We start from the raw sequence: 23,762 nt of genomic DNA on the forward strand, positions 1-23,762 counted from the left end.
GTCGTCAAACCGCTGAGGTGGTTGAGGGAATCCTGACACGGTACCGGAGTGTCGACGGCGTTATGCCGTTCTCTCACGGACAATGACCGCCAATGTCCGCTCAATCGGGTGGTGAGCTCTTGGAGCGATTGCCACCCGACCGGGGGGAGCCAACTCCGGCACCGGCCTTGGCGCCCCCGTCCTTCTTGTTGCTGCTTCCCCCGTTGGCCTGGGCGACCGGTGACGGTGCCTCGAACGCCTCCAGGGCGGACAGCACGTCCTGGACCCTGGAGATCTCGGTGTTGATGTCCTTGCGGCGGCGCACCAGCTCGTCCAGCTCGCGCCGGCCCTCGTCGGTGACCCGCTTCGCCTCGGCCTTCGCCTCGGCGAGCAGCCGCTCGGCCTCCGCCTTCGCCAGCTCGATCTGCTCGTCCGCGGCCTCGTCGGCGTCCCGCAGCCGCTTCTCCGCCTCGGCCGAGGCCCGCTCCAGCCGCTCCTCGGCCTCGGCCTCGGAGGACCGCAGCCTGGCCTCGGCCTTCCCGATGAGCGCCTCGGCCCGGTCGGTGGAGTTCGCGAGCTTGGTCTCCGCCTCCTTCAGCAGGCCCTCGGCCTTGCGGACGGCGGACAGCCGGACCTTGCTGGCCTCCGCGGAGGCCTCCGAGGTCAGCTCGGCCGCGCGGTCCTCGGCCGCGGTGACCAGGGCCGCCGCGCGGTCCTCGGCCTCGGCGACGGTGGCCACCGCCTGCTCCTCGGCCTCGGTCAGCTGCTCCTGGGCGGCCGTCACCAGCGCGTCCACCCGCTCGCCGGCCGACTTCATGGCCGCCGCGTTCTCCTTGCGGGCCCGCTCGTGCAGGGCCTCGACCTCGGCGTCGGTGCGCTCGCGCAGCTCCTCGGCGCGCTCGCGGATCGCGGTCGCGTCCCGGCGGGCCTCGGCGAGCAGGGCGTCCGCGTCGGAGCGGCCCTTCTCGACCTCGCCCTGGCCGGCCGCCTCGCCGGCGGCGACCAGCCGGTCGGCCTCCTTGCGGGCGGCGGCGACCATCGCGTCCGCCTGCTCCTCGGCGGCGGCGGTGGTGGCCAGCGCGGTGGTCTGGGCGTCCTCGCCGAGCGCCTCGGCGTCCGCGAAGGCCTTCTCCAGGACGGACTTGGCCCGCTCGCGGGTGGCCTTGTCGAACTGCTCGGCGGCCTCCCTGGTCCCCGCGTCGTAGGCGTCGGCGCGGGAGCGGGTGGCGGAGTCGTACTCGTCGGCGAGGGTGCGGGTGGCGAGCGCGTACTCGTCGGCCTCGGCGCGCAGGCCGGCGGACAGCTCCTCGGCGTCGGCGATGCTGCGGGCGCCCTGGGCCTCGGCCTCGGCCACCGTACGGGCGGCCTGCGCCTCGGCGTCGGCGCGCAGCTGCTCGGCGGCCTCCTGCGCGGCGCGCAGTTCGGCCTCGGCGTCCGCGCGCAGCTGCTCGTCGTAGGCGAGGGCCTCGGCGCGCTGCCGGCCGAGCTCCTCCTCGGTGGCCTCCCGCTCGGCGGCCAGCTCCAGCTCGGTCTGCTCGCGCAGGGCGGTGGTCTCGGCCTCGGTGCGGGCGCGCAGGTCGGCGGTCTCGCGGTCGACGAGCTCGCGCTGTTCGGCGCTCTCGCGCTCGACCAGGCTGCGCAGCTCGGCGGCGTACGCGTCGGCGGACTCCCGCAGCTCGGTGGTCTCCCGCTCGGCCAGCTCGCGCAGCTCGGTGGCGTCCTGCTCGGCCGCCTCGCGGACCTCGGCGGCCTCCTGCTCGGCGGCGGCCCTGAGCGCGGCGATCTGCTCGGCGGCGGCCTCGTGCATGCCGGCCACCGACTGGCGGACCTCGGCGGCCTCGTCCTCGGCGGCGGCCACCAGCTCGGCGCCCTCGGCCTTGGCGGCGGCGATCAGCTCGGCGCGGTCGGCCTTGGCCTGCTCCAGCTCGGCGGTGGCCTCGGCGCGGATGTTGTCGGCGGTGGCGCGGGCCTCGGACAGCTCGCGGCCGGCCTCGGCCCGGACGGTCGAAGCCTGCTCGTTGGCCAGGGCCAGCTCGGCGGCGGCCTTCTCGCGGGTGGCCTTGGCGTCCTTGGCCGCCTCGGCCCGGCGCTGCTCGGCGGTGGCCTCGGCGCGCTCCAGGACCTCGTCGGCGGCGGCGCGCCGGGCCTCGGCGTGGGCGTCGGCCTGCTCGCGGGCCTCGGCGGCGTAGGCGTCGGCCACCGTGCGCTGCTCCTCGGCGTACGCGTCGGCGGTGGTGCGCTGCTCCTCGGCGTAGGCGTCGGCCTGTGCGCGGACCTCGGCGACGTGCTCGGCGGTCGCTTCGCGGACCTCGGCGGTCTCGGCGGCGGTGCGCTGGGTGAGGTCGGTGGCGTGCTGTTCGGCCTCGGTGCGGACGCGGTCGGCGTAGGCCTCGGCGCTCTCGCGCTGCTGGGTGGTCTCGCGCTGGGCGAGGGCCCGCAGCTCTCCGGCGGCCTGCTCGGCCTCGGCGACGGTCTCCGCCGCGGCCCGCTCGGCCTGCTCGCGCACCTCGGCGGCGTAGGTGTCGGCCGTGGTGCGCTGCTCCTCGGCGTACGCGTCGGCGGTGGTGCGCTGCTCCGTGGCGTACGCGTCGGCGGCCTCGTGGACCTCGGCGGTCTCGGCGGCGGTGCGCTGGGTGAGGTCGGTGGCGTGCTGTTCGGCTTCGGTGCGGACGCGGTCGGCGTAGGCCTCGGCGCTCTCGCGCTGCTGGGTGGTCTCGCGCTGGGCGAGGGCCCGCAGTTCCCCGGCGGCCTGCTCGGCCTCGGCCATGGTCTCCGCCGCGGCCCGCTCGGCCTGCTCGCGGGCGGCCTCGGCGGCGTCCAGGTGCTCGGAGGTCTCCTCGCGCTCGCGCCGCAGCCCGTCGGAGGCCTCCTCGCGCTCGCGCAGGCTCTCCTCGCGCAGCGCGTTCGCGGCGGCCTCGGCCTCGGCCCGGGTCCGGGCGGCCTCGGTGTCGGCCTCGGTCCGCACCCGCTCGGCGTCGGCCACCGCGGCGTCCCGGAGGGCGTTCGCCCCGGCCTGCGCCTCGGCGGTCACGGCCTCCGCGGAGGCCGTCGCCTCGGATCGCACCCGCTGGTCGAACTCGGTTGCCTCGCGCCGGAGTTCGGCGGTGTCGCGCTCGGCGGCGGCGCGGTTCTCGGCGGCCGCGGCCTTGGCGGCGGCGAGCGCGTCCTGGCCCTGCTGCTCGGCGGTCTCGGTGATCTTCTGGGCCTCGGCGCGGGCCCGGGTCAGGGTCTGCTCGGCTCGGCCCTGGGTCTCGGCGGCCTGCTCCTGGGCCTGCTCGCGCAGCCGCTCGACCTCCTCGGCGGCACCCGCGCGCAGCTCGTCCGCGTCGGCCTTGGCCTTGGTGAGCAGCTCCTCGGCGTTCTTCGCCGACTCCTCGATCTGGACCACGGCCTGGCGGCGGGCCTCGCCGCGCACCCGGTCGGCCTCCGCGGCGGCCTGGGCGCGCAGCTCCTCGGCCTCGGCCCGCAGCCGGGCCGCCTCGTCCTGCATCTGCTCGATCCGCTCGCGGATCGCGGCGGCGTCGTCCAGGGCGGCGTTCTGGGCCTGCTCGACGGCGGCCTGGGCCTGCTCGCGCAGCCGCTGCGCCTCGGCGGCGGCCTCGGTGCGGATCCGCTCGGCCTCGGCCGCGGCCTCGCCGCGGACGGTCTCGGCGTCCGCGTCCGCCCGGGCGAGCACCTCCTCGGCGGTCTTGGCGGCCTTGGCGAGGTGGACGGTGGCGTCCTTGGCGCCGGCCGCCCGGCCCTCCTCCTCGGCTTCGCCGCGCAGCCGCTGGGCGTCGGCGGCGGCCTGGGCGCGCAGCTCGGCGACGTCCCGTTCGGCCAGGGCGCGCAGCTCGGCGATCGCCGCCTCGGCCTCGGCCCTCAGCTCGGCGGCCACCGACTCGGCGGTGGCCCGCAGCCGCTCGCTCTCCTCGGCCGCGGCGGCCTTGGCGGCCTCGGCCTCGGCCTGCTTGGTGGCGGCCTCGGTGCGGACGGCCTCGGCCTCGGCGCGGATCGCCGACGCCTCCTTGGTGGCCTGGGCGACCATCCGGGCCACCTCGGCCCGGGCGGTCTGCGAGCGCTGCTCGTTGGCGGCCTCGCCGTCGGCGACCCTGCGCTCGGCCGCGGCCTCGGCGTCGGCCTGGAGCTGCTCGGCGGCCCGCTCGGCCTGGGCGCGCAGTTCGGCGGCCTCGCGGCGGGTGCGTTCCGCCTCGGCGATCGCCTCGGCGCGCAGCCGCTCTATCTCGGCCTTGGCCGCGGCGAGCTGCTGCTCGGCCCGGGCCTGCTCGGCGATGGCCTGCGACTTGAGGCGGCCGATCTCGGCCTGGGCGGCGGCCAGCTGGTTGTCGGCGGCGGCGTGCGCGGCGGCGAGCTGCTGCTGGGCCTCGCCCCGGGCGGCGTCCACGTCGGCGGCGGCCTGGGCGCCGGCCTGCTGGGCCTGCTCGGAGGCCGCGCGCAGCAGGCGCTCGGCGTCGTTCTGGGCCCGCTGCAGGGCGGCCTCGGCGGCGGCCTGGGCCTCGCCGCGGGCGGCGTCCACGTCGGCGGCGGTCTGGGCGCGGGCCTGGTCGGAGAGGGCGACGGCCTCGGCGCGGGCGGCGGCGACCATGCGCTCCGCCTCGGCGCGGGCGTCCTGGAGCAGCCGCTGGGCCTCCTGCTCGGAGCCGGCCCTGGTCTGCTCGGCCCAGCCGTTGACGTGCTGCTCGGCGGAGCGGCGCAGCTCGGCGAGCTCCTCCTCCAGCTGGCGGCGGCGGGCGGTGAGTTCGGCCTCCAGCCGGGCGGTGCGCTCGGCGGCCTCGGCCATGATCCGCTGGGTGGCGGCCTGGGAGTCGCGCAGCTGGCGCTCGGCGTCGGCGCGCAGCTGCTGGGCCTGCATCTCGGCGGTGCGGAGCATCTGCTCGGCCTGGCCCGAGACGGCGTCGAAGGCGCGCGGCTGGGCGAGCATGCGGCGGGACTCGTGCAGTTTCGCCCGCAGCACCTCCACCTGGTAGGCGAGGTCCTCGGCATGCTCGACTGCCTTGTCCCGCTCCTTCCGAGTCCGACCCATCTCGGCCTCGAACTGGGAGAGGTGATCGTCAGCCTCGTAGCGGTCGTTGCCCCGCACTCCGCGGTCCCATCCATCTCCTGGTCGCGTCCTCGACCCGGCCGGTTCCGGGCTCCGGTATCCCGGGCGCCGGTCCGACTGGCTCCTTGCATCCGCAGCCGGTGGACGTCCCCTGCCATGCCGGGGCCGCCCGCCGCGGTCGTCGGAATCCGGGGCGCGGAAGCGCGGCGATGCCGCGTTCCCCCGTCCGGGTGGACTCCTGGGCGAACTCTTGCCTTGTGGAGAATGGTGACAGATCCGTCTTGCGACTGTTCAGCCGTGCCCGCGTAATGGACTCCCCTTGCGACGGGCCGCCGCCGGAGGGCGGACGGGCCTGTCTTCGGCCGTGCCCGTCGCCTCCGTCCCCCGGAGCCTTCGCGCACCTGGGCATTGTAGTGGGAGCGCACTGCGGGGGAATGGCCGCAGGGGTGTTTTCCGGCTCTTCCCGCCAGGTTACTGACGGGTCATGACCGACGGGCCGTCGGCTGCCGCCGGGGCGCGCGGCGCCCCGGGGCGGGCCGGGAGGGGATCAGTGCTCGTCGTGGGCCTGCTGCGCGGAGGTGACCAGCTCGGTCAGGACGCCGCCGCAGTCCTTGGGGTGCAGGAAGGTGATCCGCGAACCCATCGAGCCGATCCGCGGCTGGTCGTAGAGGACCCGGACGCCCTTGTCCCGGATGGCCTCGGAGTCGCCGTCCACGTCGGCGGTGCCGAAGGCGATGTGGTGCACGCCCTCGCCGTTCTTCTCCAGCCACTTGGCCACGGTGGAGTCGGGCCGGGTGGGCTCCAGCAGCTGGAGGTAGGAGGCGCCGCCGTCGTCGGTGCCGTTGATCCGGAGCATGGCCTCGCGGACCCCCTGCTCCTCGTTGACCTCGGAGTGGAAGACCTCGAAGCCGTAGGTGGCGCGGTAGAACTCGACCGTCTTGTCGAGGTCTCGGCAGGCGATGCCGATGTGGTCGATGCGGGTCAGCACGACGGCCTCCGGTGAGGGGGAGAGTGTGGCGGGGGCAAGGTGCATCAAGTGCAGCGCATGGTCCGCGACGGGCGCCAGTGCCCGGGGTGCGAGCCTGCTCACACGGCGGGCGGTTCACCCGGGGCGGGTCGGCACGGTGTTGACTGGATGGTGCCAGTGCGCTCGATCACACCGTCGCTCCGGTGACGGGCGGGTAACAGGTCAGTACATTGAGCGCATCCTCACCTGGCCACGACGTGCGAAGGGGCCCGTCCCATGACCAACACCACCTCTGTGATCGTTGCCGGTGCGCGGACCCCGATGGGCCGCCTGCTGGGTTCCCTCAAGGGCTTCTCCGGCGCCGACCTCGGCGGCGTCGCGATCAAGGCGGCCCTGGAGCGGGCCGGGATCACCGGCGAGCAGGTCCAGTACGTGATCATGGGCCAGGTGCTCCAGGCCGGCGCCGGCCAGATCCCGGCCCGCCAGGCCGCCGTCAAGGCCGGCATCCCGATGAACGTCCCGGCGCTGACCGTCAACAAGGTCTGCCTCTCCGGCCTCGACGCCATCGCGCTGGCCGACCAGCTGATCCGGGCCGGCGAGTTCGACATCGTGGTGGCCGGCGGCCAGGAGTCGATGACCAACGCCCCGCACCTGCTCCCGAAGTCCCGCGAGGGCTTCAAGTACGGTGCGATCTCGATGCTCGACGCGATGGCCCACGACGGCCTCACCGACGCCTACGAGAACATCCCGATGGGCGAGTCCACCGAGAAGCACAACACCCGCCTGGGCATCCCGCGCGAGGTGCAGGACGAGATCGCCGCCGCCTCCCACCAGCGGGCCGCCAAGGCGCAGGCCGACGGGGTCTTCGACGCCGAGATCGTCCCGGTCGCCATCCCGCAGCGCAAGGGCGAGCCGGTGCTGTTCAGCCAGGACGAGGGCATCCGGGCGGACACCACCGTCGAGGGCCTGGCCAAGCTGCGCCCGGCCTTCGCCAAGGACGGCACGATCACCGCCGGCACCTCCTCGCAGATCTCCGACGGCGCCGCCGCCGTGGTCGTGATGAGCAAGGCCAAGGCCGAGGAGCTGGGCCTGAGCTGGATCGCCGAGATCGGCGCCCACGGCAACGTGGCCGGCCCGGACAACTCGCTGCAGTCGCAGCCGTCCAACGCGATCAAGCACGCGCTGGCCAAGGAGGGCCTGGAGGTCGCCGACCTCGACCTGATCGAGATCAACGAGGCCTTCGCGGCCGTCGCCCACCAGTCCATGAAGGACCTGGGCGTCAGCTCCGACATCGTCAACGTCAACGGCGGCGCCATCGCGCTCGGCCACCCGATCGGGATGTCCGGCGCCCGCGTGGTGCTGACCCTCGCGCTGGAGCTGCAGCGCCGCGGCGGCGGGGTCGGCGCGGCCGCGCTGTGCGGCGGCGGCGGCCAGGGCGACGCGCTGATCGTGCGCGTCCCGAAGGCCTGACCGGCCGATCCGACCCCAGGGCTGCGGACCGCTGTGGCGGTCCGCAGCCCCTCGGCATTCGACGGCATTGCGCAAGGAGCTCCTGATGATCGATGTCGCCACGCTGGTCGGGCAGGCCCGGGAGGGCCGGCCGCGGGCGGTCGCCCGGCTGATCACGCTGGTCGAGAACGCCGCGCCGCAGCTGCGGGAGGCGATGGCCGCGCTCGCGCCGTACACCGGGCGGGCGTACACGGTGGGCCTGACCGGCTCGCCCGGGGTCGGCAAGTCCACCTCCACCTCGGCGCTGGTCTCCGCCTACCGCAGGCTCGGCAAGCGGGTCGGGGTGCTGGCCGTCGACCCGTCCTCGCCGTTCTCCGGCGGGGCGCTGCTGGGCGACCGGGTCCGGATGCAGGACCACGCCACCGACCCCGAGGTGTTCATCCGTTCGATGGCCACCCGCGGCCACCTCGGCGGGCTCTCCTGGGCGGCGCCGCAGGCACTGCGGGTGCTGGACGCGGCCGGCTGCGAGGTGATCCTGGTCGAGACCGTCGGGGTGGGCCAGTCCGAGGTCGAGGTCGCGGCCCAGGCCGACACCACCGTGGTGCTGCTGGCTCCCGGGATGGGCGACGGCATCCAGGCCGCCAAGGCCGGGATCCTGGAGATCGGCGACGTCTTCGTGGTCAACAAGGCCGACCGGGACGGCGCCGACGCCACCGCGCGGGAGCTCAACCACATGCTGGGCCTCGGCGAGGCCCGGGAGGCGGGGGACTGGCGCCCGCCGATCGTCAAGACCGTCGCGGCCCGCGGCGAGGGCGTGGACGAGGTGGTCGAGGCGCTGGAGAAGCACCGCGCCTGGCTGGAGGAGCACGGCGAGCTGGCCGCGCGGCGCCGCCGCCGGGCCGCCGAGGAGATCGAGGCGATCGCGCTCGCCGAACTGCGCGCCCGGATCGGCGACCTGCGCGGGGACCGCCACCTGGCCGTCCTCGCCGAGCGCGTGGCCGAGGGCGCCCTGGACCCGTACGGCGCGGCCGACGAACTGGTCGCCGGGCTCACCCGCGCCTGAGCCCGCCACCCACTCCGTCGCCGCTTCGGCCCAGCGGAAGCAACGACGCCCTTTTCTGCGCAGGAAGTCGGCCGGTCCGACTTCCTGCGCATAACCCGAGAAGGCCGTTGCCTCATCGCAGCTTCCGTCCGCTGCCCCGCCGGACGAGTCCGGCGGGGCAGCGAACTCCACCTGAATGACCCAAAAATCGGGCAGGCCCGCGTGCAGCCACGCGGGCCCGCCCCAACCACTGGGGCCCGCCTACTCGCCCCCTCCACGGACCGTAAAGAAACGGCGGGTCCGGCCGGGGACGGCCGGGGCCGCCGAACCAGAGCAGAGGCAACGGCATAGCCAACCCCTCACAGCCCGGTGGCAGCCGCGCGCGATCCGGAACAGCGGCACGCGGGTTGCGCTGTCGGCGGTGTCGAGATGTGGGTTGCCGGTCAGTGCCTCCCGGGGAGGTCTCCCGAGCGAACAGCGGCGATGAACGCGGCCCAGGCATCGAGGGTGAAGAGGAGGGAAGGCCCGTGGTCGGGCTCCTCGCCTGGTTCCGGGAGCAGGGCTGCGGGTTGGTCAGCCTTACCGCGAGCGCTGACGGTGAGCCTCTGTACCGTTCGCTCGGCTTCGAGGAGACTGTCCGCTCCATGAGGCTCTTCGATCCGTGAGCAAGTGCAGTCTGTGCGCCCGGGTCAATGCGGTGGGAGCGGTTGGGTGGACGCCCGGGTCGGGCTGTTCAGCCGCATGCGGTCCGCCCCGTCGCGAACGGGGTCGCGGCGGGGCGGGGGAGTAGGTGGCCCGGGGTGCGGCGGGGCCTACGGCTTGCCGCGGAGGCCGCGGAGGTGCTCGGCGATGGGGGCGAGGGCCTGGAACATCTCGTCGAGCTGCTCCGGGGTGAAGCGGTCGATGAAGTGGGCCCGGACGCTGCGCACGTGGTCGGGGGCGACCCGCTGCATGGTCTCCCAGCCGTGTTCGGTGAGGTGGGCGTAGAGGCCGCGGCGGTCGCCGGGGCACTCCTGGCGCAGGACGAGGCCGGCGTTCTCCATCCGGGTGATCTGGTGGGAGAGGCGGCTCTTCGACTGGAGGGTGGCGGCGGCGAGGTCGGTCATCCGCATCCGGCGGTCGGGGGCCTCGGAGAGCACGACCAGGATCTCGTAGTCGTTGATCGCCAGGTTGTGCGGCTGGAGTTCGCGGCTGAGCTGGTACTCCAGCAGCTTGGCGACCTCCAGATGGGCGCGCCACATCCGCTGCTCCCTGGCGGTCAGCCAGGGAGTCTCCTCCTCGGGCTGCGACGGAGGGGTGTCCGCAGTGTCGAGCGTGTGCGTATCCATGCCCTCTAGCATAGCCGATTTAGTTCAATCTTGTACAAGTTTACAGGCCGAAACGTCGGCCGAGGTCGCCCAGGTTACCGAGGCCCGGCACGTTGGGGTTCCCGCCGCCGTGCGCGGCCGGCTGGTTCGGAACCCCGCCGACCGGCACTCCCGCCTCTGCCCCGACCTCGCCGACCGACCGCTCCGCCATCAGCTTCTCACTCGATTGCAGCAGCACCTGGCCGGCGCCGATGAACTCGAACTGGTGCTCCTCGCCGGAGGCCCCGCCGATGCCGGTCAGCCGGCGCAGGCCGCCGATCAGCCCGTGCATGTAGTCGTGGTCGTAGTGGTGGCACGGCGCGGGGCAGTCCGCCCAGCCGACCAGCGCCTGCGGGTCCACCCGGATCGGCGGCTCGACGAAGTGCACCGGCCCGTTGGAGGCGGCGACGAACCGGCCGGTGCCGATCAGGGTCAGGAAGCCCGGGATGATCGACTGCTTCAGTCGCAGCGTGGGGTCGAAGGCCAGCAGGTTGCCGGAGCGGACGGTCAGGTTGCCGTCCTCCAGGTCGTACGAGTTGAGGTCGAACGCCCGGTCCGCCAGCAGCAGCTTGCCGCGGCCTTCGGCGACCACCCAGTCCGCCGCGTGCATCGGCGAGTTGAAGTGCTGCCCGAGCATCCGGTCGATCGCCCCGGCGCCGACGCCCTTGAAGGAGATGTCGCCGTAGTAGGCGACCATCTTGCCCTTCTGGAGGAAGTAGGAGCCGTTCAGCTCGACCGAGAAGGCGTACGGGTTGACGTTGTCGCCGGCCGGCAGGCTGTGGACGTCCCACACCACCGGCCCGGCACCGCCGTGGCTGCTCGGCAGCGGGGCCACCGGCCCGCCGAACTGCTCCTGGGCGTAGGGCTGTTGCTGCCCGTACGGCTGGGCGTGCTGCTGCCCGTGCTGCTGCCCGTACTGTTGCCCGTACGGCTGCTGGGGCGGCGGCGGGGGCTGGTGGCCGGGCGGCGGTGGCGGGTAGCCGCCGGGCGGGGGCGGCGGGTACCCCTGCTGCGGGCCGTGGTTCGGCGGGGTCGGCGGGACGGCGAAGCCGGGCTGGGTCGGCTGGTTGTGCGGCGAGCCGTACGGGGGCTGCGGCGGGTAGGACATCAGAGCTTCTCCTCGCTCGCCTGGACGTACACCGCGCCCTGCCCGGACAGTTCCAGCTGGAACGCCTCGCCCGAGCCGCGGCCGATCATGTCGCGCCAACCCAGCGCCGTGGACAGCTTGTTGCGTACGTCGCCGCGGTGCGCCACGTAGGCCTGCGGGTCGACGTGCACCGACTGGCCGGGGACGATCGGCAGTTCGAAGACGCCGCCGTGGGCCATCACCGCGACCGAGCCCTGGCCCTCCAGCTTGGTGGTGAACAGGCCCTGTCCGGTGACCTGGCCGCGGACCATGCCCATCACCCCGCCCTGCGAGCCCATGAACATGGTGGACTGCCGCAGGGTGCCCTCGAAGGCGAGCAGCCGGTCCGCCTCGACGTACAGGGTGTCGCCGAACAGGTCGATCACGTGGACGTGGTGGCCGCCGTGGCCGAACATCACCCGGCCCTGGCCCTCGACGGTCATCAGCGGGGTGTCCTCGTTGGCCACCCGGCGGCCGATCATCGACATCACACCGCCCTGCCCGCCGGTGATGTTCGGGGTGAAGCGGACCTCGCCGCTGTACGCGAGCATCGCGCCGCGCTGGCTGAACAGCCGCTGGCCGGGCAGTACCTGGGCCTCGACCATCTTGCCGTTGATCTTCGTGAAGCCCATCAGACGTCGCCCCCGATGGTGACCTTCTCGGAGGGCTGGACGTACACCAGGCCCTCGCCGGAGAACTCGATCTGGACGGCCTCGCCGCCGCCCTCGCCGATGATCGTGGTCCAGCCCGCGCCCGACTTCAGGCTGCGCTGCAGGGTGCCGGTGTGCGCCACGTAGGCGCCCGGGTCCACCCGCAGCGGCATGCTCTTGTCGACCCGCAGGATGACGGCCGGGCCGTTGGAGGTGAGGGCCGCCCAGCCGTGCCCCTCCACCTTGGTGGTGAACAGGCCGTTGCCGGAGGACATGCCGTTCAGCCCGGTGAAGCTGGTGCCGGTGTGCAGGGTGGACTCGGTGCAGAGCAGGTTGTCCGACTCGACGTACAGCGTCTCGCCGTTCAGCCGCACCAGGTTGATCTCGGTGGCCTTGTCGGCGAAGTAGCAGGTGCCCTGGCCCTTGACCTCCATGACTGTCATCTTCTCGCCGGTCAGCCGGCGGGTGACCATGCCGCGCAGGCCGTCCCCGCCGCCGGTCAGCTTCTTGAAGGCCATCTGCCCGGTGTAGGCGACCATCGAACCGTGTCGCGCCTTGACGGCGTCCCCGCCCAACTCGACGGCGAGCACCCGTGATCCCTGGAGTCTGAACTGTGCCACGGCCGCAATCTAGCCGGTGCGGCCGCGGCACGGGGAGAGTGCGCGGACCAACTGGTACCAGGCTGCGACAAACGCGCCGGTCACGTCCGGGCGTGCGCCCCCTGTCCGGGGTGCGGAACGGTGCCGGCCGCCTGTTCGACCTCCAGCAGCGAGGCCGAGTGGCGCTCCGCCTCGAAGGCCACCACACCGCCGCGCAGCCCGAACAGGCGCTTGGAGAGCATGATCCAGAGCACCGCCGCGATGTTCAGCAGCAGGGTGCAGACCTTCAGCGCGCTGACGTGGTGGCTCAGCTCGTAGCCCTCCAGCGGTAGGAAGGCCGCGGTGGCGACCACGGTCAGGTACTCGGCCCAGCGCTTGTTCAGCCACAGGCCGACGGCCTCGACGATCTCGACCACCGCGTAGGCGATCAGCGCGCCCGCGACGATCAGCAGGGTGCTCTTCCTGAAGTCGAAGGTCTTGCGGATCGTCTCGACGATCGGGGCGTGTTCGAGGTCCCAGTGGAAGTGGTCGGTCACCGGCCGGAACACCGTGAGGTTCTCGTCGAACACCCGGTGCACCGCGTCCTGGCTGTTGGAGAACTTCCACACGGCCCAGGCGACCACGAGGATCAGCAGTCCGCGCAGCACCCGCTCGACGGCCAGGAAGCGCAGGATGAACAGGTCCCGCAGCGCCTTGCCGCGGGGCACCAGCGGAGCCTCCTCGGCGGGGCCGGAGCCGTGCGGGTCGCCCAGGGCGAAGTCGCCGCAGCGCAGGCAGCGCCAGGCGTCGCCGAGGGCCGTCGAGGCGTGCAGCCGGGAGGCGAGTGCGGGCTCCGTCGGCGCGTAGGTGACGTGGCCGCGCTTGGCGCAGGTCCTGCGGTCCCAGTCGCGTGTGAACATGCTGTGGCTACCCCCGTGTGCGATGCGTCGGCGCCCGGATCGTCGGGCGCGCGGGCAGCAGGATAGGGGTTCCCGGTGACGGAGGGTCGCGCTCGGTGGCGTTCCGGAACAGAGCTGTGACAGGCGGCCGGGTGGCGGGGGAGCCGGGCGCTGTGAGATCGGGCACGGTGGCCGCCCCCGGCCGAGGGTGCGCGTGTGGGCTCGGTGATAATGGGCCGGAAGCTTGTGAGTCGCTTCACAAGTGCGATCCGTTCACCAGTGCGTCCGCGCCGCCGACCCCCGTATCGAGGTATCCATCGTGAACAGCAGCGCCGTCCACCGCCTGCGCCTGGTCTCCGGCCCCGAAGGGGTCTCGTTCATCCTGCTGCTGATCTGCTCGGTGCTGAAGCGGACCACCTCGTTCGACGCCGTCCCGGTGATGGGCATGGTCCACGGCGTCCTGTTCATCCTGTACGTGGTCTTCTGGATCCAGGCCTGGCAGGCGCAGAAGTGGGATGCCAAGCGCGGCGTCCTGATGTTCGTGCTCGCGGTGCTGCCCACCGGCGGCTTCTTCGCCGAGCGGATGCTGGCCAAGGAGGAGCGGGGCGAGCTGAAGCCCGCCACCGCCTGAGCACCCGACTCCCTCGTGGACGGTCGACAGGCTGCCACGGCCTCCTCTCCCAAAGGGCCGCGGCAGCCTGTCGCCGTTTCTTACCGGGGGTGGCTCGGGCCGGTGCTACCGGCGGTCGGTGCCGTGGGCGGCTAGTTGACGTTCACCCCGCTCCAGGCCGCGGCGACCGCCTTGTACTCGGTGCTGGTCGCGCCGTACAGGTCGGTGGCGGCCTTCAGGGTCGCGGTGCGGGCGGCCTTGTAGTTGGTGGTGGAGGTCATGTAGACGGTCAGCGCGCGGTACCAGATCGCGGCCGCCTTGTCCCGGCCGATGCCGGTGACCGTCGAACCGTTGGAGGTCGGGCTGTTGTAGCTGACCCCGTTGACGACCTTCGCGCCGCTGCCCTCGGACAGCAGGTAGAAGAAGTGGTTGGCGACGCCCGAGGAGTAGTGGACGTCCTTGTTGCCGACGGTGGAGGACCAGTAGTCGGCCGAGGCGCCGTCCTTGGACGGCTTGTCCATGTAGCGCAGCGGGGTGCCGTTGCCGTTGATGTTGAGCTTCTCGCCGATCAGGTAGTCGCCCGGGTCGGCCGCGAGGTTCGCGGACCACTCGACCATGGTGCCGAAGATGTCCGAGGTGGCCTCGTTGAGGCCGCCGGACTCGCCCGAGTAGATCAGGCCGGCGGTGGCGGAGGTGACGCCGTGGCTCATCTCGTGGCCGGAGACGTCGATGGCGGTCAGCGGGTGGGTGTTGCCGGAGCCGTCGCCGTACGTCATGCAGAAGCAGGAGTCGTCCCAGAACGCGTTGACGTAGTTGGTGCTGTAGTGCACCCGGCTAGCGGCGCCGACGCCGTTGTTCTTGATGCCGCTGCGGCCGAAGGTGTTCTTGTAGTAGTCCCAGGTGGCCGCCGCACCGTACTGGGCGTCCACGGCCGCGGACTCGCGGTTGGAGGGCAGGCCGTTGCCGAAGCTGTTGGTGGTGTTGGCGAAGAGCGTCCCGCTGCCCGAGGTGCCGCCCTTCAGGTCGGTGGTGGACTGGTTGCCCCGGGAGGCGTCCTTGAGCTGGTAGCTCGAACCGCTCTGGGTGGTGGTCAGCGAGACCGAGCCGACGTTGACGCCCTTGCCGGTGCCGGTGGCGGTCTGCACCTTCTCGTCGGTGGAGAGCACCTGGCCGGTGGCGGCGTCGGTGATCACCTCCTGGCGGCTCGGGGTGCCGTCGGCGCGCTCGCCCGTGACCACCGTGCGGTGGGCCAGGCGCGGGGTGCCGTCGGCGGCCCAGACGACCAGCTCGGGAGCGCCGGCGCCGTCGACCCGGCTGAGCGCCGCCTCGTCCGCGTCGGCCGTGGCGCCGACCGTCGCCCGGACCGCGGCGGTGGCCCGCTCGGCGGCCTGGGGCGCGGCGAGGGCCGGGGCCAGACTGGGCACCGACAGCTGCCCGGCGAAGGCCCGGTCGACGGACTTCACCGAGCCGTCGGCCTTCTGGTGGACGACCAGGTCGCCGCCGATCACCGGCAGGCCCGCGTAGGTCCGGTCGTACCGCAGGTGGCGGGTGCCGTCCTTGTCCACCACCACGTCCTTGGGGACCAGCTTCTCCTGACCACCGAGGGCGAGGGCCTGGGCGACCGGGGCGCTCTGCCCGGAGGCCAGCGCGAGCAGCGCGGACTGCTGCTGCGCCGGCGAGGGGGCGGCGGCCTGGGCGGGGGCGGCGGCGATCTGGACGACGCCGGCCAGCAGGGCGGTGGCGGAGAGTACGGCTCCGACAGTCAGCTTTCGCTTCACGTGCGGGGGTTCCTTCCACGAGACCCGCGGGTGCGTGCGGGTGCGCCGCGTACCGGGGCGCCGGGGTTGGCGCCTTGGGGGCGGTAGGGCGCGGACGTGCCGGTCCCGTGCGGATCCTGACGCTCCGCCGGAATCGGGTGGGGGCGGCGGAGGGTCGGACGGGACTTGGTCAGAAGCATGACAATCGTCGGCAGGGATGGACAGGGCGCCTCCCGGGATTGGCCAGGAACCGCCAATCCCGGTACGGATGGTTCGGTTGCGGCCCGCTGCCCGGTTTCGGCGGTTCGTCCCCCTGGCGGGACTCCGCCAGCCGGACGGCCTTGACAGGCTGCCGGACGGCCCGGGCGGCCGGCCGGGGCGGAGGGGGCCGTTCACCCGGAGCCGGGTCCGCCGTTCACCCGGAACCGCGTCCGCCGTTCACCCGGAACGGCGGACGCCCGGGCCCTCCCGCGGGAGGACCCGGGAGTCCGGTGCGCCGGTGCGGTACGTCAGTTGACGTTGACGGCGGACCAGGTCGCGGCGACGGCGCTGTACTCGGCGCTGGTCGCGCCGTACAGGTCGGCGGCGGCCTTGAGGGTGCCGGTGCGGGCGCCCGCGTAGTTGGTGGTGGAGGTGAAGTAGGTGGTCAGCGCGCGGTACCAGATCTGCGCGGCCTTGTCCCGGCCGATGCCCGCGAGCGTCGAACCGTTGGAGGTCGGGCTGTTGTAGCTGACCCCGTTGATGGTCTTGGCGCCGCTGCCCTCGGCGAGCAGGTAGAAGAAGTGGTTGGCGACGCCGGACGAGTAGTGGACGTCCTTGTTGCCGACGGTGGAGGACCAGTAGTCGGCCGAGGCCCCGTCCTTGGAGGGCTTGTCCATGTAGCGCAGCGGGGTGCCGTCGCCGTTGATGTTGATCAGCTCGCCGATCAGGTAGTCCGGCTTGTCCGAGGGCAGGTTGGCGTACCACTCGACCATGGTGCCGAAGATGTCCGAGGTGGCCTCGTTGAGGCCGCCGGACTCACCCGAGTAGTTGAGGTTGGCGGTGGCGGAGGTGACGCCGTGGCTCATCTCGTGGCCGGCCACGTCGAGTTCGGTGAGCGGGTGGGTGTTGCCGCTGCCGTCGCCGTACGTCATGCAGAAGCAGGAGTCGTCCCAGAACGCGTTCACGTAGTTGGAGCCGTAGTGGACCCGGCTGGTGGCGCCGACGCCGTTGTTCTTGATGCCGTTGCGGCCGAAGGTGTTCTTGTAGAAGTCCCAGGTGACCGCCGCGCCGTACTGGGCGTCCACCGCGGCGGACTCGCTGTTGGAGGACAGGCCGTTGCCGAAGCTGTTGGTCGTGTTGGCGACCAGGGTGCCCGAGCCGGAGGTCTTGCCCTTCAGCGTGTACGTGGCCTGGCCGCCGCGGGTGGCGTCCTTGAGCTGGTAGCTCGAACCGCTCTGGGTGGTGGTCAGCGGGACGGAGCCCACGAAGACGCCCTTGCCGGTTCCGGCGGCGGTCCGGACCTGCTCGTGGCTGGAGAGCACCTCGCCGCTCGCCGCGTCGGTGACCAGCAGCTGGCGGCTCGGGGTGCCGTCGGCGCGCTCGCCCTCGACCGTGGTGCGGTACGCCAGGCGGGGGTTGCCGTCGGCGGCCCACACGACCAGCTCGGCCTTGCCGGTCTGGTGCACGGCGGTCAGCGGGGACTCGTCCTCGTCGGCGGCGATGCCCACGGTGGACCGCACGGCGCCGGTGGCCTGGTCGGCGGCCTTGTCGGCGGGGATCTGCGGGGTGAGGCTCGGCAGGGCGAGGGTCGCACCGGTGGCCTTGTCCACCGAGGTGGTCGCGCCGTCGGCCTTCTGGTGCACCACGAGGTCGCCGCCCAGGACCGGGAGGCCGGCGAAGGTGCGCTCGTAGCGCAGGTGGCGGGTGCCGTCGGCGTCCACCACCGCGTCCTTGGCCACCAGTTGCTCCTGGCCGCCCAGGGCCAGGGCGTGCGCGACCTTGCCGGCCTGGCCGTTGGCCAGGGCGATCAGGTCGGCGCGCTGCTGCCCGGCCTGGGAGTGCGGGGCGGGGTCCGCGATGGCGGCGGTGCCCGCCTGGACGACACCGGTGAGCAGGGCGGTGGCGGAGAGTACGGCGACTGCGGCGAGCTTTCGCTTCACGAACGAGTCCTTCCGGGAAACCGCGAGCAGGCGCGGTCGCGCCGCGTCCCGGGGGCCGGGATCGGCACCTGCGGGGCGGAACGGGCGCTGACGTGCAGGTCCCGTCCGGTCGGAGCGGCTTCGCCACCGGTGGGTGGGGGTTGGTGGCTGCCGAACGGGGTTGGCCGAAAGCATGACAATCAAGCAATTCAAATGACAGGTCTTGCTCATGGATTGGCCAAGTCCCGCCAGGGTGAGGAATTGTGAACGGGCGGACAAAAGGGATGAATCGCCCGAACGTGCGATGGGTTACCGCCCGAACCGAGGCCTGCTGGTGCGGCGGCCGGCCGCTCCGGGGCCAACCCCGTTGCGGCGGGCGCCCGTTGCCGCGCGTTCACACCGACGCAATGTCCTGGTATGGACCTGGCCGTCCGATTGGCGGGTTCCCGCCACGTGTTGCGCTTGTCCACCATCAGGACGACTGGTAGCACGCGTCCCTTCCGCCGGTACGGTAAGGAGGTGGCCAAGCCCCTCGCTCTCGACTTCGACCCGATCGCCCGCGCCGACGAGCTGTGGACCCGCCGTTGGGGCGCAGTCCCCTCGATGGCGGCGATCACCTCGGTCATGCGCGCCCACCAGATCCTGCTCTCCCGGGTGGACGCGGTGCTCAAGCCGTACGGGCTGACCTTCGCCCGCTACGAGGCGCTGGTGCTGCTGACCTTCAGCCGCACCGGCGAGCTCTCGCTCTCCAAGATCGGCGAGCGGCTCATGGTCCACCCGACCAGCGTCACCAACACCGTCGACCGCCTGGAGCGGGCCGGTCTGGTCGCCCGCCGCCCCAACCCGCTGGACGGCCGCGGCGTGCTGGCCGCGATCACCGGGCGCGGCCGCGAGGTGGTCGAGGAGGCGACCCGGGAGCTGATGGCGATGGAGTTCGGGCTGGAGGAGTACGACGCCGACCAGTGCCGCCAGGTGTTCGACCTGCTCCGGCCGCTGCGGGTGGCCGCCGGGGACTTCACCGAGTAGCCGGAGCGGCCGGAACTCCGGACGACCGGGCCGCCGGACGGCGGAGGGGGCTGCGAGGGGGAGGGCGTGAAGGCGGCTACCCTCGTGTGAGCGGTGCGCGGATCCGGGCGTACCGGCCGATACTGCCGAGCGAGGCGAGGAAGATCATGAAGGCGACCCCCCTGCTGGGCTGGTACCGGGCCCTGGCGATCGCGACCGGTGTGGCACTGCTGGTGTTCTGCGGCTTCATGGTCGCGAAGTACGGCTTCGACGCCGCCCAGGACGTGACCACCTACGTCGCGATGCTGCACGGCTACCTCTACATCGGGTACTTCGTGGTGACCTTCATGCTCGGGCAGAAGCTCAAGTGGCCGATGGGCCGGCTGGTGCTCACCCTGGCGGCGGGCTGCATCCCCTTCCTCTCCTTCGTCTTCGAGCGCAAGGTGGCCCGCGAGGCCGCCGAGAAGCTCCCGGCGGGCGGCGGCGCCCGCCAGCCGGCCGGGGTCTGAGCCCCGCCGTCCGCGCCTTCCGAGAGCGCCCCTCCCCGCACGGGGAGGGGCGCTCTCGGCGTTCGCGCCGGCGTCCGCCGACCCGCGCCGAGGGCGCGTCCCGACGAGTGGCCCGGGCGGTGATCGCCGGGCGTCCGCCGGTGATTCCCGCAAGTGCCGCGCGGCATCCGTCGACAACTGCTAGGACGTCCGAGTAAATTGTTAGGACGTCCTACTAGCTGTGCCGCCCCGTCGCCGTGGCGGCCGTACGGAGCGGAGTTCGGGGTCATGGACGCCGAGGAGATCGAGCGCGGCCGGCAGCGCTGGCAGCAGCGCTACGACAAGGCCCGCAAGCGCGACGCGGACTTCACCACCCTCTCCGGCGACGAGGTCGAGCCGGTCTACGGCCCGCCCGCCGGGCAGGCCTACGAGGGGTTCGAGCGGATCGGCTGGCCGGGTGAGTACCCGTACACCCGCGGCCTGCACCCGACCGGCTACCGGGGCCGCAACTGGACCATCCGCCAGTTCGCCGGCTTCGGCAACGCCCAGCAGACCAACGAGCGCTACCGGATGATCCTGGACTCGGGCGGCGGCGGCCTCTCGGTCGCCTTCGACATGCCGACCCTGATGGGCTACGACTCGGACGACGCCAAGTCGCTCGGCGAGGTCGGCCACTGCGGCGTGGCCATCGACTCGGCCGCCGACATGGAGGTGCTGTTCAAGGGCATCCCGCTCGGCGAGGTCACCACCTCGATGACGATCAGCGGCCCGGCCGTGCCGGTCTTCTGCATGTACCTGGTCGCCGCCGAGCGCCAGGGCGTGGACCCGGCCGTGCTCAACGGCACCCTGCAGACGGACATCTTCAAGGAGTACATCGCGCAGAAGGAGTGGCTCTTCGCCCCCGAGCCGCACCTGCGCCTGATCGGCGACCTGATGGCCTACTGCGCCGAGGGCATCCCCGCGTACAAGCCGCTGTCGGTCTCCGGCTACCACATCCGCGAGGCCGGGGCGACGGCCGCGCAGGAGCTGGCGTACACCCTCGCGGACGGCTTCGGCTACGTCGAGCTGGGCCTGTCCCGCGGCCTGGACGTGGACGTCTTCGCGCCCGGCCTGTCCTTCTTCTTCGACGCGCACCTGGACTTCTTCGAGGAGATCGCCAAGTTCCGCGCCGCGCGCCGGATCTGGGCCCGCTGGATGCGAGACCGCTTCGGCGCCAAGACCGACAAGGCGCAGTGGCTGCGCTTCCACACCCAGACGGCCGGCGTCTCGCTGACCGCCCAGCAGCCGTACAACAACGTGGTCCGCACCGCCGTCGAGGCGCTGGCCGCGGTGCTCGGCGGCACCAACTCGCTGCACACCAACGCCCTGGACGAGACCCTGGCGCTGCCCTCGGAGCAGGCCGCCGAGATCGCCCTGCGCACCCAGCAGGTGCTGATGGAGGAGACCGGCGTCGCCAACGTCGCCGACCCGCTGGGCGGTTCCTGGTACGTCGAGGCGCTGACCGACCGGATCGAGCAGCAGGCCGAGGCGATCTTCCAGCGGATCCTGGACAAGGGCCGCGAGGACCACGAGATCGGCCCGATCACCTCCGGCATCCTGCGCGGCATCGAGGAGGGCTGGTTCACCGGGGAGATCGCCGAGGCGGCCTTCCAGTACCAGCAGTCGGTGGAGAAGGGCGACAAGCGCGTGGTCGGCGTCAACTGCCACCCCCGCAGCGTCACCCCTGAGCTGGAGATCCTGCGGGTCAGCCACGAGGTCGAGCGTGAGCAGGTCCGGGTGCTGCGGGAGCGCAAGGAGGCCCGGGACGAGGCGGCCGTCCGGGCCGGGCTGGACGCCATGCTGGCGGCGGCGCGCTCGGGCGCGTCGATGATCCCGCCGATGCTGGACGCGGTGCGCGCCGAGGCGACGCTGGGCGAGATCTGCAACGCGCTGCGCGAGGAGTGGGGGACGTACCGGGAGAACGCGGCGTTCTGAGGCCGTGACCTGGGCGGGGCCGCCGTACGGAATCCCGTACGGCGGCCCCGCCGTGTCCGGACGCCCTGGACGCCGCCCTGCACGGCGCGGCGCCGCGTCCGACGCCGCCCCGGAGGCCGGGCTCGGCGGCTTCCAGGGCGGTGTCCTCAGCCGGTGAGGAAGGGGCCGAGCAGCAGGTCGGTGAAGCGGCGGGTCCACTCCGGGGTGATCGGCTCGCCGCTGACCAGGACGCGGTGTTCGACGGTGCCGGCGATGGTGTCGAAGATGATGTCGACCTCCTCGTCGGCCGCCGCGGCGTCGCCGTCCGCCTCCAGTTCGCCGCGGGCCTGGGCGGCCGCCCGGCCCTGGCGGACCAGCCGCTTCTGCGGGTCCACGATGGACTCGCGGATCCGGCGCCGCAGTTGCCGGTCGCGGGTGCCCTCGGCGAACAGCGCGAGCAGCGCGGCCTGGGTCTCCGGGCGGGCCAGCAGGTCGGCGAACTGGGCCACCACGGCCTCGATGTCGGCCCGCAGGCTGCCGAGGTCGGGCATCACCAGCTCGTCGAAGAGGCTGGCGACGGCGTCCACCACGAGCTCGTTCTTGGACGGCCAGCGGCGGTAGAGGGTGGTCTTGGCGACCCCGGCGCGGCTCGCCACGTGGCCCATGGTCAGTCCGCCCCAGCCGAGTTCGGCCAGCGTCTCGCGGGTGGCGTCGAGGATGGCGCGGTCGGCGGCGGCGCTGCGCGGGCGGCCCTTGGCGCGGACGGTGCCGGCGGGCTCCGGGGCCGCGCCGACCGGGTCGGGGCACGCCCGGCCCGTGCTCTGCGTGCTCTCCGGGCTGTCCGGGCTCGCTGGGGGCTGGGCGGCCGGCACCGGGCCTCCTTGCGCTTTACTGGTAAGTAACTTGGGCGGGGCTGGTAACGGTAGCGACTGTTCGCCCGTTCGGGCAGCGGGGCACCCCGGGAAAGTGGGGCAGGTCACGTCGCCGAACCGCCGGTGGGGCTTGCGGGCGGGGCACCGGCTCCAGTTACGCTACGACTCGTAGCGAAAGCAGTGACAACCAGGCGCCGCATCCCGTGGGACGGGGCGGCGCGGGCGCGGGTGGGGATCCGCGCCGAACGGTCCAGGCTACCGGGGGAGGGGCATCGCGCCCGGGAACCCGCGCCGCGCGGCCCGCGCGGGGCGACTTTCCGGAGGTTGGTGCCCGCGAGCAGCGCGGACGGGGGAGGATGGTGCCATGCAGCCACGGAATTCGCGTCTCAACAGCTCCGCCCTCCGCGGTGCGGTCGACCTCGCCGCAGTGAAGGCGGCCGGCGAAGCCGCCCAGAAGGCCGAGCAGGCCAGGGCCGAGCGGGCCCGCCAGGCGGCCACCGCCGAATCGGACGGGTCTGCCGTCGCCCAGCCCGGCTATCAGCTCGTCATCGACGTCACCGAGGACACCTTCGAGGCCGAGGTCGTCCAGCGCTCCACCGAGGTGCCGGTCGTCATCGACTTCTGGGCCGAGTGGTGCGGGCCCTGCAAGCAGCTGAGCCCGGTCCTGGAGGGCCTGGCCGAGGAGTACGCCGGCCGCTTCGTGCTCGCCAAGATCGACGTGGACGCCAACCCGTTGATCTCCCAGCAGTTCGGCATCCAGGGCATCCCGGCCGTGATGGCCGTGGTGGCCGGCCAGCTGGTGCCGCTGTTCCAGGGGGCGGAGAGCGCCGCCAACGTCCGCAAGATCCTGGACCAGCTGATCCTCGTCGCCGAGCAGCGCTTCGGCGTGGTCGGCGGTGCGGGCGCGGGTGTCCCGGGCGAGGCCGAGGCCGCCGCCCCGCAGCGCCCCGAGGACCCGGCGCTGTCCGCCGCGCACGACGCGCTGGACGCCGGCGACCTCGGCGGTGCCATCCGGGCGTACCGGAACGTGCTGGCCGAGCAGCCGGGCAACACCGAGGCCAAGCTGGCCCTGGCCCAGGCCGAGCTGCTGCAGCGGATCGAGGGTCTGGACCTCCAGGCCGTCCGGGCGGCGGCCGCGGCCGACCCGAAGGACGTCGAGGCCCAGCTCAGGGCGGCCGACCTGGACGTGGTCGGCGGTCACGTCGAGGACGCCTTCGGACGCCTGGTGGCCACCGTCGGACGGACGGCCGGCGAGGACCGGGACACCGCCCGGCTGCGCCTGCTGGAGCTGTTCGAGGTCATCGGCCCGGAGGACCCGCGGGTCGTCGCGGCCCGTACGGCGCTGGCGCGCGTGCTGTTCTGAGCCGCCGTCAGGACCGGTTCGGGGCCCGGTTCCGGCCCTGCTCGGACCCGGCTCGGGTCCATCGACTGGCACGGCGGATGACCTGCGGTGTCGCCTGGTGATTTGGCGACAATCCGGTCAACCGGACAGAGGTTTACCAAATCTTGATTTCACCCGCGGGTGGTCACCATGTGTGACCACCCGCGGGTGTTTCGCTTCTGTTTCCGGGGGATTTCGCCCTCACGTTTCCTTCAAGGCGTCACGCACGGTGCAGTCGGCCCGGATTCCATGATCAACGTCACCCGGTGTTGCATTACCCGTCAGTAAGGAACCTCTTGTGCTTCGCCCGGGATTCAAGCACGATCGGCCACGCCCGGTCCCGGGCTCCACCACCCCGACCCCGGTCGGCCACGCGGAGCGCGGGATCCCCACCGGGTGATCCGCCGGCCCCGGCCGGCGGGAGGGAGGGCAGGGGGGTATCCGCGGTCCCACGGCGGTTCCTGTCCTTCGACCGGCCGCGCGGCCCTGCGCGGTCGCT

At 73.0% G+C, this 23,762-nt stretch carries 17 protein-coding genes; 7 read left to right on the forward strand and 10 right to left on the reverse strand.

Annotation, left to right across the window (positions count from 1 at the left end; translation table 11 throughout):
* Window positions 1-100: 100 nt before the first annotated feature.
* Window positions 101-5,059 carry a hypothetical protein gene (locus ACWD4P_RS04725; protein ID WP_449778552.1) on the reverse strand — a complete coding sequence of 1,653 codons (4,959 nt, stop codon included), beginning with the start codon at window positions 5,057-5,059 and terminating at the stop codon, window positions 101-103.
* Between the two features lie 508 nt (window positions 5,060-5,567).
* Window positions 5,568-6,008 (reverse strand): methylmalonyl-CoA epimerase, encoded by a 441-nt coding sequence (gene mce / locus ACWD4P_RS04730; protein WP_359831027.1) that lies wholly within the window; start codon window positions 6,006-6,008, stop codon window positions 5,568-5,570.
* Between the two features lie 255 nt (window positions 6,009-6,263).
* Here mce and ACWD4P_RS04735 point away from each other — a divergent pair, with 255 nt between their 5' ends.
* Together ACWD4P_RS04735 and meaB are read left to right on the forward strand one after the other, a co-directional pair.
* The gene (locus ACWD4P_RS04735; protein ID WP_359831024.1) at window positions 6,264-7,457 is read left to right on the forward strand and encodes an acetyl-CoA C-acetyltransferase; all 1,194 of its coding nucleotides are present in this window, start codon (window positions 6,264-6,266) and stop codon (window positions 7,455-7,457) included.
* A gap of 85 nt (window positions 7,458-7,542) precedes the next feature.
* On the forward strand, window positions 7,543-8,499 hold the full coding sequence (meaB, locus tag ACWD4P_RS04740; RefSeq protein WP_449778553.1) for a methylmalonyl Co-A mutase-associated GTPase MeaB: 957 nt from the start codon (window positions 7,543-7,545) through the stop codon (window positions 8,497-8,499).
* A 791-nt stretch (window positions 8,500-9,290) separates the two neighbouring features.
* On the opposite strand, the gene ACWD4P_RS04745 is transcribed toward meaB, so the two are convergent.
* From ACWD4P_RS04745 to ACWD4P_RS04765, 5 genes are all read right to left on the reverse strand, one after another.
* Window positions 9,291-9,806: a MarR family winged helix-turn-helix transcriptional regulator gene (locus ACWD4P_RS04745; protein ID WP_359826842.1), complete on the reverse strand. Its 516-nt coding sequence runs from the start codon at window positions 9,804-9,806 to the stop codon at window positions 9,291-9,293.
* A 40-nt stretch (window positions 9,807-9,846) separates the two neighbouring features.
* On the reverse strand, window positions 9,847-10,659 hold the full coding sequence (locus tag ACWD4P_RS04750; RefSeq protein WP_449778592.1) for an AIM24 family protein: 813 nt from the start codon (window positions 10,657-10,659) through the stop codon (window positions 9,847-9,849).
* Window positions 10,660-10,931: 272 nt separating this feature from the next.
* The gene (locus tag ACWD4P_RS04755; protein WP_188295818.1) at window positions 10,932-11,582 is read right to left on the reverse strand and encodes an AIM24 family protein; all 651 of its coding nucleotides are present in this window, start codon (window positions 11,580-11,582) and stop codon (window positions 10,932-10,934) included.
* Window positions 11,582-12,220 (reverse strand): AIM24 family protein, encoded by a 639-nt coding sequence (locus tag ACWD4P_RS04760; RefSeq protein WP_359826845.1) that lies wholly within the window; start codon window positions 12,218-12,220, stop codon window positions 11,582-11,584. Before ACWD4P_RS04760 ends, ACWD4P_RS04755 begins: the two co-directional genes overlap by 1 nt.
* A gap of 80 nt (window positions 12,221-12,300) precedes the next feature.
* Window positions 12,301-13,098, reverse strand: a complete 798-nt coding sequence (locus ACWD4P_RS04765) for a DUF2127 domain-containing protein (RefSeq protein ID WP_359826848.1) — start codon at window positions 13,096-13,098, stop codon at window positions 12,301-12,303.
* 298 nt (window positions 13,099-13,396) lie between these two features.
* On the opposite strand from ACWD4P_RS04765, the gene ACWD4P_RS04770 reads away from it, so the two are divergent.
* Window positions 13,397-13,708 (forward strand): DUF3817 domain-containing protein, encoded by a 312-nt coding sequence (locus ACWD4P_RS04770; RefSeq protein ID WP_380667372.1) that lies wholly within the window; start codon window positions 13,397-13,399, stop codon window positions 13,706-13,708.
* 131 nt (window positions 13,709-13,839) lie between these two features.
* Here the strand turns inward: ACWD4P_RS04770 and ACWD4P_RS04775 are convergent, their stop codons facing one another.
* Both ACWD4P_RS04775 and ACWD4P_RS04780 read right to left on the reverse strand, forming a co-directional pair.
* The gene (locus ACWD4P_RS04775) at window positions 13,840-15,465 is read right to left on the reverse strand and encodes a M4 family metallopeptidase (RefSeq protein WP_449778554.1); all 1,626 of its coding nucleotides are present in this window, start codon (window positions 15,463-15,465) and stop codon (window positions 13,840-13,842) included.
* A 488-nt stretch (window positions 15,466-15,953) separates the two neighbouring features.
* Complete coding sequence (locus ACWD4P_RS04780) at window positions 15,954-17,585, reverse strand: M4 family metallopeptidase (protein ID WP_449778555.1); 1,632 nt, start codon at window positions 17,583-17,585, stop codon at window positions 15,954-15,956.
* 498 nt (window positions 17,586-18,083) lie between these two features.
* Between ACWD4P_RS04780 and ACWD4P_RS04785 the strand changes: the two genes are divergently transcribed.
* From ACWD4P_RS04785 to ACWD4P_RS04795, 3 genes are all read left to right on the forward strand, one after another.
* Entirely contained in the window at window positions 18,084-18,590 is a 507-nt protein-coding gene (locus tag ACWD4P_RS04785; RefSeq protein ID WP_449778556.1) for a MarR family winged helix-turn-helix transcriptional regulator, read from the forward strand.
* Window positions 18,591-18,736: 146 nt separating this feature from the next.
* The gene (locus ACWD4P_RS04790; RefSeq protein WP_359826859.1) at window positions 18,737-19,078 is read left to right on the forward strand and encodes a DUF3817 domain-containing protein; all 342 of its coding nucleotides are present in this window, start codon (window positions 18,737-18,739) and stop codon (window positions 19,076-19,078) included.
* A 267-nt stretch (window positions 19,079-19,345) separates the two neighbouring features.
* Window positions 19,346-21,031: an acyl-CoA mutase large subunit family protein gene (locus tag ACWD4P_RS04795; RefSeq protein ID WP_359826861.1), complete on the forward strand. Its 1,686-nt coding sequence runs from the start codon at window positions 19,346-19,348 to the stop codon at window positions 21,029-21,031.
* A gap of 146 nt (window positions 21,032-21,177) precedes the next feature.
* Here the strand turns inward: ACWD4P_RS04795 and ACWD4P_RS04800 are convergent, their stop codons facing one another.
* Window positions 21,178-21,729, reverse strand: a complete 552-nt coding sequence (locus ACWD4P_RS04800; RefSeq protein WP_359826878.1) for a TetR/AcrR family transcriptional regulator — start codon at window positions 21,727-21,729, stop codon at window positions 21,178-21,180.
* Window positions 21,730-22,246: 517 nt separating this feature from the next.
* On the opposite strand from ACWD4P_RS04800, the gene ACWD4P_RS04805 reads away from it, so the two are divergent.
* Window positions 22,247-23,245: a tetratricopeptide repeat protein gene (locus ACWD4P_RS04805; protein WP_359826864.1), complete on the forward strand. Its 999-nt coding sequence runs from the start codon at window positions 22,247-22,249 to the stop codon at window positions 23,243-23,245.
* The last annotated feature ends 517 nt before the right edge of the window (window positions 23,246-23,762 follow it).

Source organism: Kitasatospora sp. NPDC002543, from assembly GCF_053594915.1.

What these genes read in the sequence shown, in the direction of transcription:
- ACWD4P_RS04735 (WP_359831024.1), top strand. Translation starts at nt 6,264, where the DNA reads ATGACCAACACCACCTCTGTGATCGTTGCCGGTGCGCGGACCCCGATG.
- meaB (WP_449778553.1), top strand. Translation starts at nt 7,543, where the DNA reads ATGATCGATGTCGCCACGCTGGTCGGGCAGGCCCGGGAGGGCCGGCCG.
- ACWD4P_RS04745 (WP_359826842.1), bottom strand. Translation starts at nt 9,806, where the DNA reads ATGGATACGCACACGCTCGACACTGCGGACACCCCTCCGTCGCAGCCC.
- ACWD4P_RS04755 (WP_188295818.1), bottom strand. Translation starts at nt 11,582, where the DNA reads ATGGGCTTCACGAAGATCAACGGCAAGATGGTCGAGGCCCAGGTACTG.
- ACWD4P_RS04765 (WP_359826848.1), bottom strand. Translation starts at nt 13,098, where the DNA reads ATGTTCACACGCGACTGGGACCGCAGGACCTGCGCCAAGCGCGGCCAC.
- ACWD4P_RS04790 (WP_359826859.1), top strand. Translation starts at nt 18,737, where the DNA reads ATGAAGGCGACCCCCCTGCTGGGCTGGTACCGGGCCCTGGCGATCGCG.
- ACWD4P_RS04795 (WP_359826861.1), top strand. Translation starts at nt 19,346, where the DNA reads ATGGACGCCGAGGAGATCGAGCGCGGCCGGCAGCGCTGGCAGCAGCGC.
- ACWD4P_RS04805 (WP_359826864.1), top strand. Translation starts at nt 22,247, where the DNA reads ATGCAGCCACGGAATTCGCGTCTCAACAGCTCCGCCCTCCGCGGTGCG.